Here is a 16,443-nt window from a genome sequence, read left to right on the forward strand (position 1 = left end):
AGTGAGCCCTTAAGCGTCCACCGACAGGCACGCAGGGCCGCCATAGATAATTATTGCTTACGAAATGTGCAGGCTGTTCAGGGTTGTTGGATCGGAAAGAAACGGTCGACCAGCACCCGCCCGGGACTTCTCAGTCGCGCCGCATAACTCTGACAACGAAGCCGACATTGACTTGTACAAGGGAAAATTGCAGGCCGCCCGGCGCTTCCTTACGCGGGAAGTACCGGGCTGCTATCACGAACTGGCGATTCTTGAGCGAGGGATGATGCGCGCCTGACGGTGCAAGACGCCTGGTTTTGAGTGTCGCGCTCACCTGCTACCAGTCATGGCCATTTCCGATTTCGACAGGCGCCTTGCGTTGGAATGGGAAGAAGTGATCCTGCAACGTTTCCAGCTGCCGCTGAAACGCGGAAGAGCGAACGGGCAGGTTGCCGGGCGGATCGATGCCCAGGCGGTAGTAGTCCGGCCGCTGCTCTCGCAACACATCATTGAACAGCGTTGGCCCCGTCAGCTCGAACACCGTCTTGCGGTATTGCTTCATCGCCTGAGAGGTGAGCAACTCGCTGACTGGGGTGGAATGATCAACCTGCGGAGGAGGCGTCTCAAAAAAACCGGGCTGCGCCTCGTTTCGAAAGGCAAGTTCTTCGCCAAGGCGAGCTAGAACAGGGTTCCCTGCATGGCTGGCGAACAGGCTATTGCCATAACCGCGAAATTCCAGCGAGGGCACGGCAACTGCTTTGCCGAGCAACAAGTCGCCATGGGCCGCCTCAAGATGAACGCCACTGATGGAAGCGGGCAGCACATCATCAGAATCCATGTAGATGCCGCCATAGGTGTCGATCAGGGGGTAGCGGAGGATGTCGGAAGCGGCAGCGTAGCTTTTGCCTGCTGCATGTCTTGCCTTGTGATACAGCGCCTGATGCCTGCCGCGAAGGAAAGCGGCAAAGAAATTTTCATCATGCAGGTTTGACACCGCCAGCGATGGCGCACGGTTTTTTACGCTGGCCCGGATAAGATCCAACGCTTCCTGACTGTCCACATCCACATGCAAAACCGATTGAAAATCCGGGCTGCGATTTGCGTTTCTGATGAGGTTTTCCATCCGGGCTTCTCCCAGCCCATTATTGCCAACCCAGATGTAATGAATCTTTTTCGGTATCGGCCTGAGGTTATTGGGCATGGTGGGCAGCCGAGGCAGCTCGACCACCTCCAGGCTAGCGTTCGGATTGATAGGCTGCGGCTCATCGAGCACGCTTCGCGCTTGCCAGTCTCCGTTCTGGTCCAGCCTCAACCCTCTTGATTCAGTGCCGGGGAGTTTCCAGACTTTCGCGTCGTCATCGTAGATAACCCCGCGCTGTCTGCCATCAAGCATGATCGAGTAACGCTCGCCGGACTTACTGACCCCGTCGACGGGAATCGCCACCTTGATAGCGGGAGCATTCGGCTGCAAGAAACCACTCTGGGCCGGTGGCATGATTTCGGGGATCTCAATGGGCGAGACACCCTCTGTGACGACCGCCCCATCGCCCCGAAAGTTTTCCCCACCCGCCTCTATTTTCAGTCGGTTGGCGAAGGGCAGATAGAATTTTTCCACTTCCTCCAGGCGTGCTGAATAGGCGGCGGAGAGGATATTGCCTGTTGTCCGATAGTGCCCGGTCAGTAGCCCTGCGTAATCGGGCCGGGACGATTTAATGACGTCCAGGAACAGACCGGATCCCGTCATACGAGAAACTTCGGTGAAATAAGGTTTGGGGTCTCTGGATGAATGTTTGAGGGCGCGCAACGCCTCTTCTCCCAGCTTGAATCGCTGATGCAGCTCCTTCTCCATTGCTCTGAGCACCGGGTTACCTCGATGGCTGGCAAAGTGGCTGTTTGCAGGGCCAAGGCGCATGAGCGTTTTGGATTCGAGTGGTCGGCCGACCAATACATCAGAAGGGCCTGCGGCCAGTTCCTGCCCCTTGAACGACTGGGCCAGGACGTCATCGCAATTCATGTAGATGCCCCCGTACTCCCTGATCAGCCGATACCTGAGCACATCCGCAGCCGCCGCAAGGTTCTGGTTCTGGCCATGGCGGAAGTAGGCATAGGGCTCGGCACTTTCCTGTTCGTACAGGGAAAATCCGTCGAAGAACTGCTCGTCCTGGAGGCTGGAAATGGTCATCTGGGGAAAGCTGGCAAATTCAGCCTGCAACTGCTGCTCGGCGCTCAAAACTTCCACTGTAGCGGAGTAGTCGATATCGATATGAAGTGCAAACTTCAGATCCGCACTGGTCCTGATGTTCTGTTTGATCGTTTCGATCAGGTGCGGTCCGGGCAATCCATCGCCCAGCCAGATCTGATGAACCGTGCGATCGATCGGTAAGGGCTCCGGCGTTATGCCCGGCAGACGCGGAAACGTGTGAACCGTGTCACTCACGCCGGCGCGAAGGCGGTTTTTTACGCTCAGATAACGACGCTCGCTCCCCACGTTCCACTTACCGTTGTTATCCAGCCAAAGCAGCTCCTCGGTAACTTTATGTCTCCAGCACGCGACGTCAGCATCGTAATAAACGCCCGTACCTTCCGGCGTATTCATGGCGTAAAACCGATGCACCTGATGACCGGAGCTGTCAGTCAGCGTCCTCTGTTCAATGCCGTCCATCGGCACATCGATCTGGACCCGGGGCTGCGCTCGAACCCGTTCGACAGGTGCAGTCACGCCCTGGTCTTTCGTGGAAGCCGCTGCGACGGCATCGCCATAGCTCTCCCCTCCCCGCAGTCCAGACCTCAGGTCCAGGTCTGAATAGAATCCATTAAGGCGCTTGATATAAGGACCTTTGATGGCCGCATCTTCGGGAGAGAAAATTCGGTACTGCTTGACCGAATCGACCCGCTCAACCCGGTAGATCTTCGAATGAATCCTGGCGAAATAAACGGCCTCGCCTGACGCTGGATCAACGGCCTTGTACACGGCGCCAAAGTCATCGCGTGTCCATCTGCCCGAAAGATCAAGGGGCTCGCTGTACTCGAACCTCGCCAGTTCCGCACGCAAGCGTGGGGGTAATGATCGAAGGCCCTCAGGCTCAACACCAAACGCCTTCGCGCTGTCATAACCCGCTTCATGTTGAGCCTTGCGCAGCAGGCGACTCTGCTCTTCCTGCGCCAATCGCGCCTCCCGTGCGCTGGCATCCTCGTCGGCTCGCTCGCGCGCCTGCTGCGCCATCTCTTCATCGATCTCCTGATGGTGTGCAGACGCTACAGCTTTCTGCTCGGCGTTCCGACTTTCGATCACCTGCGCCACTTCATCTGCTGCCCCCGGAATGACTTCACCCGCGCGCTGCGCTGCAGCGGCTGCGTCGATAATCTCCCCGGCGCCCTGGGCAATGGCCGGCACCGCATTCAAAACACCGAAGACCACACGGCCACCCCCGTTTTTCCGTTCTTCATAGCTCTTCCCTTCAACCACCTCGTCTGCCCCTAGCCCCAGAAGCGCGACCGACATGGCCGCCAATGGCAACCACAGTTCGGGCACGGCGATTGCGATGGCTCCCGTGACGTTGATGGCGGTGGACAACCCTTGTGCAAGCGCCTCTTTGCGATAGTCGCTTTGCGTGCGAATACTCAGGGCCGCATCGGAGCGCTGTCGATCCTGCAGGCTTTGGCGAAAATGGGAAAAAGGCCAGGGAGAAAGTGCGGCACCGAGCGAGATTTCCCTGTACGGCGGCCAGCTCCCTGTCGCGCCGTTCAGCAGGTGCGGAAAGACCGCCAGGCCCGCCAGAGTCGTATGGAGACCGCTCAGAAAAAGGCCATCGCTGTCGTCTTCAAGTTTGAAGTGACGCTCCAGAGCCTGTCGTTTACGGGTGTCTCTGCACTGAAGCGCGATCCAGTTCTGTAGCGCTGTGAGATCGCTGAACCCATGAAAAGGCGACGAGTTGCCGGGGATATAAACCACTAACCGGCCGGTTTGTTCATCCCGGATCACAATGATGTCGGTGGCTGTGTAGCGATACAGGATGAGCTCACGGAACGTAACCGTGTGGGAGAGTGGTGCATCGCGGAATGTTTCGAACGTCAGACGTTCCCAGGGTTGCGCCGGATCAAAGCCCAACGATTTGAGCACCAGCGTTTTGTCTTCCAGGCTCATTGAGCCTTCGGAGTACTGGATGTAGGCCGACTTGAGGAAAGCAGCCTTGATAAGCAGGTTGTAGTCACTGCCATGCTTCTCCCAGAACATGTCAAGCATGCTCTCGTAGTGATCGAGCAACGTGTTATCCCACACGAAGGCCTTGAACACGTTGGGGTCGATGGAAATGTGAGTAGAGGCATCAAATCGCTGAGGCGACGTTCTGCAGTAAATGGCTTCATAGGCAAAGCAATCCGGCAGGTTCAGGGGCGTCGGCGAGACGCGTGCGGGATAGCCGCCCTCCCGATACGCCTGCAGGTGACCGAGATGATCGAACCAGTCGCCGTTACCCTCCTGCTGCCAGTTATGCATCAGCGCGTCGGTCAGCGTGAAGGCGTGAGCGATGTTGGCCCGTTGAGGCGCTTCGTCGAGCGTATTCAGGTACAACGTGGCGATGAGAAGGTCATCGGGATCGAGGTCAACCATGTGTTGCCTGAGGAAGTCGGCGGCCCGGCTGCGGGCCAACTCGCGGGGTGACTCGCAGCGCGCGTGCTGCTGACCGAGCCAGTCGCTCAGCAGCATGGCGTCAGCGTCAGCGTCGACTTCGTTCCCTGGCGCCGGCTCGAGGGGCCACCCGTTTTCGTCGCGCGGCACACGTGGCTCATTCCAGCCACTGTCTTCCCAGTCCTCGCCTCTCTGGTCACGCCAGCCCGAGACTCGCGACATGTCGCGACTGCGCCGAAGCTCGGCAGCTCTGCGCTCCAGAGCGCTCGTATCCTTTCTGTCTTTCATAACCCGACATCCTGTCAGTGAGTGAGTCCGTAGAGTCCACCGACAGGTACGCAGGGCGGCCATAGATAATTATTACTTACGAAATGTGCAGGCTGTTCAGGGTTGTTGAATCGGAAAGAAACGGTCGACCAGCACCCGCCCGGCACTTCCAAATCGCCCCGCATAACCCTGGCGACTGAAAGGCTCAGCGGTCCGCATGTCGAGCAATTTTCGGCCCGGGACTGGCCCGGTGACTTCACGCAGCTGGACTTTCATGAACCGGTAGAACGTCCCGATGACGTGTTCGATGCTGTCGATCTGAAAGTAGTGGCCGGGTAAAAAAATAGCCTCGGCCTCTTCCGGACTCGCAGAGAACGGCGCGATCGGGGTTGCGCTCAAGTACTGTTTTTCCGGCAGTACGAACACCACGCTGGTGTCGTCAAAGCGGATCGGCGCACTCGTGGCACTGGCATGGGCGCCGCCCTGACTGCTGGCAAAGGTGCGCGCCTGATAGGGGTTTTCGCTGAATGAGGTGATATCGGTGTTGACCAGCACATCGCCCACGCTGACGTCGCCGGTACGGAAAAAGGCGCCCGACGTACCACGTGCCCCGCTGCCGCCTCGATACAGCGCGACGTCATTGTTGTACCCCAGCGTGGTGACGTCCTCGGCAAGCCTTTGCACCAGCGCCACTTGACCGGAATAGGTCGCCACGCCGGTTCGCAAGTACCGGTTATACGCATCGTCCTCATGGGTGTAATGCTTGATGGAAGCACCGACATATTCACCGTCCGCGGTCTTGAACACGCGATGTTTGGCCCCCCACTCATCAAAATGCACGTCTTCACCCTCGGAATCGGTGGCGATAACTTCTTCGGGCTCCATGCAGAACACCTCGACCACTGCCTTTTGCCGGGCCAGCGCCGCCTCCGAATAAAGCTGCTCATCGAACAGGTTGAGCTGCATGAAGCGATCCCAGAACGCCGATTGCACATTGGCAATGGCCGTCGTGGGCGGCGGACTGATCGTCACGGCGTCGGCGTCCATGGGTGCACCGCCAGACAAGCCCGGGGTCGGAAGCCGTTCCCAGCCGCCTTGCACGCTGAAGCGGACCGGGCATCTGCCATGGAACGCAAACGGGTTCTGGGGATCGATGATGACCCAACTGCCCAGGCTTTGATCGAAGTTCAAACGATGCGCTCGCCCTTCGATGACCGCCCATGTTTCGCCATTGCTCAGCCGGTATGACCCTTGATAGGGCCCTTGCTCCAACACAGGCGCCAGCGATTCGAGGACGACGTTGTCGTTCATGCCCGACAATGGATCGGTCGCCAGGAGAGCCGGCATCGCATCGGCGCCTGCGTCTAGCCCCATCGCGCTTAGTGCCGTCATGGGCGGCCTGACATCAGCCCCCATGCGCGTCAGCAGCGGCAGGTTCAAGAACAGATAAATGGCGCTGGCGATGGCGCCCAAAATACCTCGCCTGCGTTGTTCGGCGCTTTTACCGTTGACCGCCTGATCGATATTCAACCCCGTGCTGATCAGGCTCGCGCCCACCACCGCCAATGCCAGCGGCCAGCCCAGCGGCGCCAGATTGCCGAATACGGACAGAAAGGCGTTCAGATAGCCGAGCCAGATCTGCTTGCGGAGATCGCGGTTATCGGTCAGCAGGGTGGTGGCGTCGGACGTCATGTCGTCACGGGCGACATCCCGCAGATAGACAAACGGATCCCCCGGAATCGGCTCCGCCCCGCGATTGAGGAGGCGATTGGCTCCCGCGTCGTCGTGATCATTGCTCAGCAGTTGAGCCACATCGCGCTGGAATGCAGCGCGGTGCGTCTCCCAGTCACTCGCCGAATGCAGAAATCGGGCGCAAAAGACCGCCCGAGTTCTGATGGACAAGAACTGCGCCTTCAACCACTCGTACATTTGGTGGTGGGTATCGAAGCAGTAGAACGGCGTTTGCGCACCGCAGACATACAGGATCTGACGTCCGTTTTCATCGACGATACGCAGAATGTCCCGGGCCTTGAACGCACCCAGTTCCAGATGAAACACCGACACCGCTGACGTCACAGGCATTGGCTCACGCAGCTGCGCGAGGGTTACAGGCCCCGGCCCGGTCGCCAGGACGCTGCGCAGCATCTCGAAATCCGTCGCCGACAACTGGTTTCTGCTCAGGCCTTCTCCTGCAGACGCCAGGTAGCGAACCTTGGCAAGTACGCAGAAGTTGTCGCCGTGCTGCGCCCAGAACCTGTCCATTTTGCGGCGGTAGCCCGCACTGAAATCAAGGGCCCAGAAATCGTTGAGCACCTCTGCCGGGAGCATGCGCACTTCATTCCGTTCGTCATAAAAGCCATGCTGCGGACCGTCGGTGTAGAAACCGCCATACACCGCGAGCTCGTCGGGGGCTTGCTGCTCGCTTGCGTTGAAACGACGAATCACCAGTTCGGTCATCGTCATGGATTCCATCGTAGCGCCAGCGTGCTTCCATCCGGTAAAAGAGCGCGAACTGCTGCTGGCGCTGGAGAACCGATGCCAATACACCTGATCGGGGTCCAGATGCTTACCCGTGTGCCTGAAAATAATGCTCTGGGCAGCGGATCTCGCCAGTGCATTGAGATCGGGATAGTCGGTGACGTAACGGCTGGCTATCAGTTTGAGCTGACGTTCATCCGATTCGGGTAATGAGTGGGCTTGTGCGTTCATGGTGATCACTTCTCCTGAAATAGGAGCCAGAGGTGATCAGACTTCGCAGCGCTGGCTGGCATAAATATGTATTGCTGCTGTCATCCGGGAACGGATGTGATCAGCGGCCGGCGAGTAACAGGCCCGTTGCACGGCCATTAGCCTGCCCATCTGGAATTACGCTTTGACAGCCAAGCAATTCAACAGGTTAAATCCCTTGGCACGCGGACTGCATGGTCAGTTCGCGCCCTCGTTTGTTCGAATTCGTTTTCTGGAGTACCGCCCTTGGATGCCACGACCATCAACAGCCTGTTCCTGATCGGCGCGTTGCTGGTGGGTGCAAGTATTCTGGTCAGTTCGCTGTCCTCCCGCCTTGGCATTCCCATTCTGGTGATCATTCTCGCCGTCGGCATGGTGGCCGGCGTCGATGGCGGCGGCATCATCTTCGATAACTACCCGACGGCCTATCTGGTCGGCAACCTCGCCCTGGCGGTCATCCTCCTCGACGGCGGCCTGCGCACGCGGGTGGCGAGTTTCCGGGTCGCACTCTGGCCGGCCTTGTCCCTGGCGACAGTCGGGGTGCTGATCACCACGGGACTGACCGGCATGGTCGCCGCCAAGTTGTTCGACCTGAACATCATTCAAGGGCTGCTGATCGGCGCCATCGTCGGTTCCACAGACGCCGCTGCGGTCTTCTCGCTGCTGGGCGGCAAAGGCCTGAACGAACGGGTGACCGCCAGTCTCGAGATCGAATCCGGCAGCAACGACCCGATGGCGGTGTTTCTCACGGTCACGCTGATCGACATGCTGTCCAGCGGTCAGACCGGCCTGCACTGGAGCCTGCTGGGCCATCTGGTTCAGGAGTTCGGCATCGGCGGGATCATCGGGCTGGGCGGCGGTTGGATCATGCTACAGCTGGTCAACCGGATTAATCTGGCCAACGGCCTGTACCCGATTCTGGTGGTCGCCGGCGGGCTGGTGGTCTTCGCACTGACCAACGCCATTCACGGCAGCGGCTTCCTCGCGGTGTATCTGTGCGGACTGGTGTTGGGCAACAAGCCTATTCGCAGCCGCCACGGCATCCTGCACATGCTCGACGGCATGGCCTGGCTGGCACAGATCGGCATGTTCCTGGTGCTGGGCCTGCTGGTCACGCCACACGATTTGCTGCCGATCGCGCTGCCAGCCCTGGGCTTGGCGCTGTGGATGATTCTGGTGGCGCGGCCGTTGTCTGTGCTGGCGGGCCTGCTGCCTTTCCGGGTGTTCCATGGCCGCGAAAAAGCCTTTATCGCCTGGGTGGGCTTGCGCGGCGCGGTACCGATCATTCTGGCGGTGTTCCCGCTGATGGCCGGTCTGCCCCATGCGCAGCTGTATTTCAATCTCGCGTTCTTCATCGTGCTGGTGTCGCTGTTGGTTCAGGGCACCAGCCTGCCGTGGGTGGCGAAATGGCTGAAAGTGACGGTACCGCCTGATCCGGCGCCGATTTCCCGCGCAGCGCTGGAAGTGCATGTCACCAGCGAGTGGGAGCTGTTCGTGTATCGCCTTGGCGCCGAAAAGTGGTGCATCGGCGCCGCGTTGCGTGAGCTGAAAATGCCCGAAGGCACGCGGATCGCAGCCCTTTTTCGTGGTCAGCAACTGCTCCACCCGTCGGGTAGTACGGTGCTGGAAGTCGGCGATCTGCTGTGCGTCATTGGTCACGAACATGACCTTCCCGCCCTCGGCAAGCTGTTCAGCCAGGCGCCGCAGCGCGGTCTGGACCTGCGCTTCTTCGGTGACTTCGTGCTCGAGGGAGACGCTGAGCTGGGGGCTGTCGCGGCACTTTACGGTCTGAAACTCGACGGGCTGGATCCGGGCATGCCGCTCAGTCAGTTCATCATTCAGAAGAATCGCGGTGCGCCAATCGTGGGCGACCAGATCGAATGGAATGGAACTATTTGGACCGTCGCGGTTATGGACGGGAACAAGATCCTCAAAGTGGGCGTCAGATTCCCTGAAGGAAGCAGCCCGGGGCCCGCGCTGTTCCTTTAAACTGCCCCCATTTCTGCTCGCTCGACCCGGTGTCTATGTTCACGCTGCGTAACTTTTTTGCCTCGGCCCTGCTTGGGCTTTGCCTGTCGTCCGTACCGGCGCTTGCTGCCGATACGCCTCCCCTGTCCAGCGAGGCCGTCCAGCGCAGTCTGGACAAGATCGCCGACCGCAAACTGACCCCTGATGACCAGAAAGCGCTGCAGCAGGTGCTGGAACAGACGCTGACGTTCCTGTCCAGCCAGAAGGACAACCAGCAGAAGCTGGAGGACCTGAAAAAGCAGCTTGCCGACGCGCCCCGACAGACCGCCGAGAACCAGCGCGAGCTGGCCAAGCTCAAGGCCAGCAAAGTCGTTCCGGTCGCCCAGCGCTACGCCAATCTGGACGTGCCGCAGCTTGAGCAAGTGCTGAGCCAGCGCAGCGCCCAGCAGGCTGATCTGCAAAAATCCCTCAACGACGCCAACAGCCTGACCATCACCGCGCAAACCCGGCCCGAGCGCGCCCAGGCTGAGATCAGCAGCAGCCAGACGCGCATCCAGGCCATCAATGGCATCCTCAAGTCCGGCAAAGACGGCGGCAAAACCATCAACGCCGACCAGCGCAACGCGCTGAACGCGGAACAGGCCTCACTGAATGCGTTGATTGCGCTGCGTCGTCAGGAGCTCGCCGGCAACAGCCAGTTGCAGGACCTGGGCGGCAGCCAGCGCGACCTGCTCACGGAAAAGGTCAATCGACAGGATCAGGAAATCCAGGACCTGCAGACGCTGATCAACGAGAAGCGTCGCGCCCAGTCCCAGGAAACCGTGACGCAGTTGTCCCTTGAAGCGCAGAAAGCCGGCGGCAGCAGCCTGCTGGCGAGTGAAAGCGCGGCCAACCTCAAGCTCTCCGACTACCTGCTGCGCGGCACCGACCGCCTCAACGAGCTGACCCAGCAGAACCTCAAAACCAAGACCCAGCTGGATGCCATCACGCAGACCGATCAGGCGCTAGATGAGCAGATCAACGTGTTGAGCGGCAGTCTGCTGCTGTCGAAAATTCTCTACAAACAGAAGCAGTCGTTGCCCAAGCTCAAGCTCGACAGCGGTCTGGCCGACGAGATCGCCGACATTCGCCTGTACCAGTTCGAGGTCAATCAGCAGCGTGAGCAGATGAGCAGCCCGAGCGCTTACGTCGACACGCTGCTGGCGACGCAGAAGCCGGAAGACGTCACACCCGCGCTGCGCAAGACGCTGCTTGATCTGGCCACCACGCGGAGCGACCTGCTGGAGCGGCTGAATCGCGAGCTGAGTGCGCTGCTCAACGAATCCATCACCCTGCAGCTCAATCAAAAGCAGCTGGTCAGCACGGCCAACAGCCTGCGGGCCACCCTTGATGAGCAGATGTTCTGGATTCCGAGCAACAAGCCGCTGGACCTGGAGTGGTTCGAGCGCATCCAGCCACGACTCGTCAAACAGGTCACCACCCTGCCCTGGACGTCCAGCGTCAGCGAACTGTATGACGGGCTGACCCAGCGCCCACTGATTTTCCTGCCGCTGTTCCTGGTGATCGGCGCGCTGATGTGGAAACGCAAGGCGCTGTACGACAAGCTCAATCGCCTGCACGCCGACATCGGCCACTTCAAGCGGGATCGGCAATGGCAGACGCCGCTGGCAATTTTCATCAACGTGTTGCTGGCGATGCCGTTGTCGCTGACCCTGGCGGTATGTGCGTTCGCGTTGCAGATCGACGCCCGCGGGCAAAACGTCAATCTGGGTTCGGCACTGCTGCAAGTGGCGCTGGCCTGGCTGGTGTTCTACACCGCTTACCGGATTCTCGCGCCGGGCGGCGTGGCGCAATTGCACTTCCGCTGGGAAAAACCGCAGGTGGAGTTCCTGCGCGGCTGGATCCGCCGCTTGGGTCTGGTGGTGCTGGCGCTGGTGACGGTGGTTGCCGTGGCCGAGCACGAACCCTCAGCACTGGCCGACGACGTGATCGGCATCGCGGTGGTGCTGACCTGCTACGCGCTCATGACCTGGCTGCTCGCGCGCCTGTTGCTCACCAGCCCGACCCACCACAGCGCCTCGCTGTTTCGCCGCGCAGTGGGTCTGGCGTTCACCGCCCTGCCCGTCGCGCTGTTCGTCGCCGTGTGCTTTGGCTACTACTACACGGCGCTGAAACTCAGTGATCGCCTGATCGACACGCTGTATCTGCTGATGCTGTGGCTGGTCATCGAAGCCGCTTTCGTACGCGGGCTGAGCGTCGCCGCGCGCCGTCTGGCGTACCAGCGCGCACTGAGCAAGCGTCAGGCCGCGAAAGAAGCCGGCGAAGGCGAGACGCTGATCGAGGAGCCGACGCTGGACATCGAGCAGGTCAACCAGCAGTCGTTGCGACTGATTCGTCTGGCGCTGATTGCCGGCTTCATCGGCGCGCTCTACTTCGTCTGGGCCGACCTGATTTCGGTGTTCTCGTACCTCGATAACATCACGCTGTACGAGTACACCAGCGGCACCGGCGCCAACATCAGCATGGTGCCGATCAGCCTGGGCGACTTGATCGGCGCGCTGGTGATCATCGGCATTACCTTCGTGCTGGCCGGCAACTTGCCCGGCCTGCTGGAAGTGCTGGTGCTGTCGAAGCTGAACCTCAAGCAGGGCAGTTCGTACGCGACCACTACGCTGCTGTCATACACCATCGCCGGCGTCGGTTTTGTCTCGACGCTCTCGGCCCTTGGCGTGAGCTGGGACAAACTGCAATGGCTGGTGGCGGCGCTCTCGGTCGGCCTGGGTTTCGGCATGCAGGAGATCTTCGCGAACTTCATCTCCGGGATCATGATCCTGTTCGAACGCCCGGTACGGATCGGCGACACGATCACCATCGGCGCGCTGTCGGGCACTGTCAGCAAGATCCGCATCCGAGCGACCACCATCACCGACTTCGACCGCAAGGACATCATTGTCCCGAACAAGACGTTCATCACCGGGCAACTGATCAACTGGTCGCTGACCGACACGATCACCCGCGTGACGCTGAAGCTGGGCGTGGATTACGGTTCGGATCTGGATCTGGTGCGCAACCTGCTGCTCAAGGCCGCACGAGACAACCCACGGGTGCTGAAAGAGCCCGAGCCGATCGTTTACTTCCTCAATTTTGGTGAAAGCACCCTCGATCACGAACTGCGCATGCACGTGCGTGACTTGGGCGACCGCAACCCGGTGCTCGACGAAATCAACCGGTTCATCAACAAGGAATTCAAGAAACAGCACATCAACATCTCGTTCCGGCAGATGGAGGTTTACCTCAAAAATATGCAGGGACAGGAGTACAAGATGGTGCCCATCGAGCCCGAGCAGAAAACCATCACACCGCCCGCTGCCGTGCCCCCGGCGCCAAAAGATGCACCGGAGCCGCCCGAAGCCAAACTCGACTGACCGGGAAAAACCCAGCAGAATGGTCGGACATTCTGCTGGAGGCATCCCTTGAAAGCCCTCGACGAGCTGACCTTCGATAATCGTTTTGCCCGTCTGGGCGATGCGTTTTCCACCACCGTGCTGCCCGAGCCCATCGCCGACCCGCGGTTGGTGGTTGCCAGCGAAGCCGCCCTCGCGTTGCTCGATCTGGACCTCGCTCAGGCAGAACAACCCCTCTTTGCTGAAATTTTCAGCGGCCACAAACTGTGGGCCGAAGCCGATCCGCGGGCGATGGTCTACTCCGGTCATCAGTTCGGTTCGTACAACCCGCGCCTGGGTGATGGCCGCGGCTTGCTGCTCGGTGAGGTGTACAACGACGCCGGCGAACACTGGGACCTGCACCTGAAGGGCGCCGGGCAGACGCCCTATTCGCGCATGGGCGATGGTCGCGCTGTCCTGCGCTCGTCGATCCGCGAGTTTCTCGCCTCAGAAGCCCTGCATGCCTTGGGCATCCCGACCAGTCGCGCGGCCTGCGTGATCGGCTCCAGCACCCCGGTGTGGCGTGAAACCCAGGAGCGCGCGGCGATGGTGCTGCGACTGGCGCAAAGCCACGTGCGTTTCGGCAGCCTGGAGTATTTCTTCTACACCAAACAGCCGGAACAGCTGAAGCAACTGGCCGATCACGTGCTGTCCCTGCACTACCCCGAATGCCTGGAACAGCCCGAGCCGTACCTGGCGATGTTTCGCGTGATCGTCGAGCGTCAGGCCGAATTGATCGCCAAATGGCAGGCCTATGGTTTCTGTCATGGCGTGATGAACACCGACAACATGTCGATTCTCGGCATCACCTTCGACTTCGGTCCTTTCGCGTTTCTGGATGACTTCGACCAGCATTTCGTCTGCAACCATTCCGATCACGAAGGCCGCTACTCCTTCAGCAACCAGGTGCCGATTGGCCAGTGGAACCTCAGCGCGCTTGCCCAGGCGCTGACACCCTTCGTCAGCGTCGAGGCTCTGCGTGAGGCGCTGGACCTGTTCCTGCCGCTGTATCAGGCGCATTACCTGGACCTGATGCGCCGACGGCTGGGCCTGACAACGGCTGAAGAGGATGACGCTGACCTGATCGCTCGTTTGCTCCAACTGATGCAGAACAGCGGCGTCGACTACACCCTGTTTTTCCGCCATCTGGGGGAGGAGTCAGCCGACGTCGCGGCAGGAAAGTTGCGCGACGACTTCGTCGACATGCTTGGCTTCGACGCCTGGGCCGACGCCTACACAGCCCGCATCGCCCGCGAGCCCGAGTCCAGCCAAGAGGATCGCCGTGCGCGCATGCACGCGGTTAACCCCCTCTACATCCTGCGCAACTACCTGGCTCAACGCGCCATCGAAGCGGCCGAACAAGGGGACGACAGCGAAGTCCGCCGCCTGCATCAGGTGCTGTGCAAGCCGTTCGACGAACAGCCCGGAATGGAAAGTTATGCACAGCGTCCGCCGGATTGGGGGAAGCATCTGGAGATCAGTTGTTCGTCCTGAGTGGGGGCAAGTAGAGGTCAGATAAAGACCTCTACCGGCACGCCGAAACGTTCCGAAATCTTGCGGATCTGCTTGAGGCTCAACTGGCGCTCGCCTGAGAGTATTTCGGAAATGACGGACTGCGTCCCTACTTCAGGCATGTCGCCTTGGCCGAGGTTGTGCTCGTGCATCAGGTAACGCAGCGTCTCGGCGCTTGAGGCCATAGGCATGGGCCGATGCTCATGGTCATAGGCTTCAATCATTTCGCTGACCAATATGGCAAGACGATTCAGAGGGTGCTGCTCATCCTCTCCGATGATCTCCAACAGTTCGTCGAGCCCGCTGACAAGCAGATCATATTCAGCTTCCGTTTCAGGCCGAGTCAGTAATGGCGCCAAGTGATGCCAGTGCTCCGCAGCCTGTTTAATGAGCGCGCTCATTGCTCATCCCTCCATTTACCTTTGTCGTATTCACGATGGTCCAACACATGCTTTATGTACAGCCGCTGTGCTGAGGAGTTAACCGACGCAATCAACCGGATCTTGTTCCCGCCGATATCAAAAACATGAAATCTTTCCACTTTATCTGTAGAGGGCAACATCGCTCTCATCGCACTAAAATCGTTCAGCCTGGATGATTGTGGCCATTTCTTTTTTGCCTCCCAGATTCGCTTTTCAGTGATGACGTGCATTTCCCTACCGTTGTGCGTGCAATATCCAGCCTGGCTACCCATCCGACCATCACCAACCGCAATAGCCGGAGCATCTTTTATCCTGCTGCCTTCTCATTCTTGGACGTGGTACCCGCTTGCTTAACTTGCGCATTGGCATTCGAAGCCGTTGGCTTCTCAACCTCCTGAGCTGCGGTAGTCGGCACCGGAGAAGTGCGGGCCGAGAATTTCTTCGTGTGGACGATATTATTCGGATCGGTTTTCTTGTCTTTGGTGGTGTCGACGATGCCGGCGAGGATGTCGTAAAGGGTCAGTTTGCGGTCTGGCGCCTGGCGTCCAAAAGCGCCCGGCAGGCTGCGCAGCGTCAGGTCGCTATTGATCCGCGCTTCCAGAATGGCTTCCGCTCCTTTGGGATAGCTCACCGCCCTCTCAATCGCCGGCAGCGACTTGAGGTAGCTCAGGGCGTCGTTGTAGAACCGGGAGGCCTTGCCCGTCCGGGCTTGCTCGATCACGCCCTCGTTTATCGCAACCTTGCGCCAGTCCTCGTCCATCTTCTGCACGCCCTGCCAGGCCGCGCGCCGCTCGTTGAGCGTGAAGGCTCCGCTGTCGTCAAAGGCAATCAGGTTCAGTTGCTCGCGTGAGAGGTTCTCGAACGGGCTCCTGGCGGTTTTATCACCAGCCAGTGTTCGGGTCACGAACGCACTGGCCTCGCGCGCGCGGTCCAGCAATTCAGGGTCGTTCGTCTTGGGCACTTCCATGGCCCGGGTGCCGCTGTTGACTGTGCGGCCTTCGATCAAAAACTCATTGATGCGATTACGCCCGTACTGCCCCAACTCGGTGTGGGTCATCACCGCGTCCCTCTTTTGGGCTCGCGCTGCGCTCTCGTTAAGCTGAGCCGCCAGTGTCGAAAACGTCGCCTTGTCGGTAGCTGTCGTAGCCGCCTTGTCGACGGGTTTGGGGTCACTGTTTAGAGCGGCGTCAACGACTGGCTTTTTGTTCGCGACAACCGCTGCAACCGCGGCCTGGATCTGGCTGATCATGGGCGACTCCCTGGCTATGAGATGGCAGGGGCCGCGCGCATGTTCGTCAGTCAGCCCCTCGCGTCGACACTAGCGACGGCCAGGCAGGGCGAACAGTTGGGCGAACGGGGGATGCTTTCGGATAATCAGAGCTTGAGGATTTGGCTTAACGCGCGCATTGGGCGGCTTGGGCCAAGGCTGATGCGGTAGTTCGTCGCGTCTTCAGGTTTGAGTTTTTTTAGGCGTGGGGTGCTTAAAGGAGCGGTGAAA

Annotated in this window: 8 protein-coding genes and 1 pseudogene; 4 read left to right on the forward strand and 5 right to left on the reverse strand. The window is 59.7% G+C overall.

Translation table 11 applies throughout. The features are described from left to right. Positions 1 to 154: 154 nt before the first annotated feature. Positions 155 to 300: pseudogene (locus ACYASU_RS21130) on the forward strand (hypothetical protein); the annotation flags it as partial. Positions 301 to 316: 16 nt separating this feature from the next. Here ACYASU_RS21130 and ACYASU_RS21135 read toward each other — a convergent pair. Next, a complete protein-coding gene (locus tag ACYASU_RS21135; RefSeq protein WP_463583939.1) occupies positions 317 to 4,894 on the reverse strand; it encodes a dermonecrotic toxin domain-containing protein in 4,578 nt (1,525 codons plus the stop codon). Between the two features lie 96 nt (positions 4,895 to 4,990). Then, positions 4,991 to 7,582 (reverse strand): dermonecrotic toxin domain-containing protein, encoded by a 2,592-nt coding sequence (locus ACYASU_RS21140; protein ID WP_463583940.1) that lies wholly within the window; start codon positions 7,580 to 7,582, stop codon positions 4,991 to 4,993. 264 nt (positions 7,583 to 7,846) lie between these two features. On the opposite strand from ACYASU_RS21140, the gene ACYASU_RS21145 reads away from it, so the two are divergent. From ACYASU_RS21145 to selO, 3 genes are read left to right on the forward strand one after another with little or no spacing between them, the layout of a single operon-like run. Continuing rightward, positions 7,847 to 9,589, forward strand: coding sequence for a potassium/proton antiporter (locus ACYASU_RS21145; protein ID WP_463583941.1), 1,743 nt, complete (start codon positions 7,847 to 7,849; stop codon positions 9,587 to 9,589). A 35-nt stretch (positions 9,590 to 9,624) separates the two neighbouring features. Continuing rightward, positions 9,625 to 12,993, forward strand: coding sequence for a mechanosensitive channel MscK (gene mscK / locus ACYASU_RS21150; RefSeq protein ID WP_463583942.1), 3,369 nt, complete (start codon positions 9,625 to 9,627; stop codon positions 12,991 to 12,993). Positions 12,994 to 13,041: 48 nt separating this feature from the next. After that, on the forward strand, positions 13,042 to 14,505 hold the full coding sequence (gene selO / locus ACYASU_RS21155) for a protein adenylyltransferase SelO (protein ID WP_463583943.1): 1,464 nt from the start codon (positions 13,042 to 13,044) through the stop codon (positions 14,503 to 14,505). Between the two features lie 17 nt (positions 14,506 to 14,522). Here the strand turns inward: selO and ACYASU_RS21160 are convergent, their stop codons facing one another. From ACYASU_RS21160 to ACYASU_RS21170, 3 genes are all read right to left on the reverse strand, one after another. Next, entirely contained in the window at positions 14,523 to 14,924 is a 402-nt protein-coding gene (locus tag ACYASU_RS21160) for a helix-turn-helix domain-containing protein (protein WP_192171175.1), read from the reverse strand. After that, positions 14,921 to 15,175 (reverse strand): type II toxin-antitoxin system HigB family toxin, encoded by a 255-nt coding sequence (locus tag ACYASU_RS21165; protein ID WP_463583944.1) that lies wholly within the window; start codon positions 15,173 to 15,175, stop codon positions 14,921 to 14,923. The genes ACYASU_RS21160 and ACYASU_RS21165 overlap by 4 nt, the downstream gene beginning before the upstream one ends. Before the next feature lie 77 nt (positions 15,176 to 15,252). Further along, entirely contained in the window at positions 15,253 to 16,194 is a 942-nt protein-coding gene (locus tag ACYASU_RS21170) for a hypothetical protein (protein ID WP_463583945.1), read from the reverse strand. Positions 16,195 to 16,443 lie beyond the last annotated feature (249 nt).

Source organism: Pseudomonas sp. HP_12 (assembly GCF_055283955.1).

What these genes read in the sequence shown, in the direction of transcription:
- ACYASU_RS21160 (WP_192171175.1), bottom strand. Translation starts at nt 14,924, where the DNA reads ATGAGCGCGCTCATTAAACAGGCTGCGGAGCACTGGCATCACTTGGCG.
- ACYASU_RS21170 (WP_463583945.1), bottom strand. Translation starts at nt 16,194, where the DNA reads ATGATCAGCCAGATCCAGGCCGCGGTTGCAGCGGTTGTCGCGAACAAA.
- ACYASU_RS21140 (WP_463583940.1), bottom strand. Translation starts at nt 7,582, where the DNA reads ATGAACGCACAAGCCCACTCATTACCCGAATCGGATGAACGTCAGCTC.
- mscK (WP_463583942.1), top strand. Translation starts at nt 9,625, where the DNA reads ATGTTCACGCTGCGTAACTTTTTTGCCTCGGCCCTGCTTGGGCTTTGC.
- ACYASU_RS21165 (WP_463583944.1), bottom strand. Translation starts at nt 15,175, where the DNA reads ATGCACGTCATCACTGAAAAGCGAATCTGGGAGGCAAAAAAGAAATGG.
- ACYASU_RS21135 (WP_463583939.1), bottom strand. Translation starts at nt 4,894, where the DNA reads ATGAAAGACAGAAAGGATACGAGCGCTCTGGAGCGCAGAGCTGCCGAG.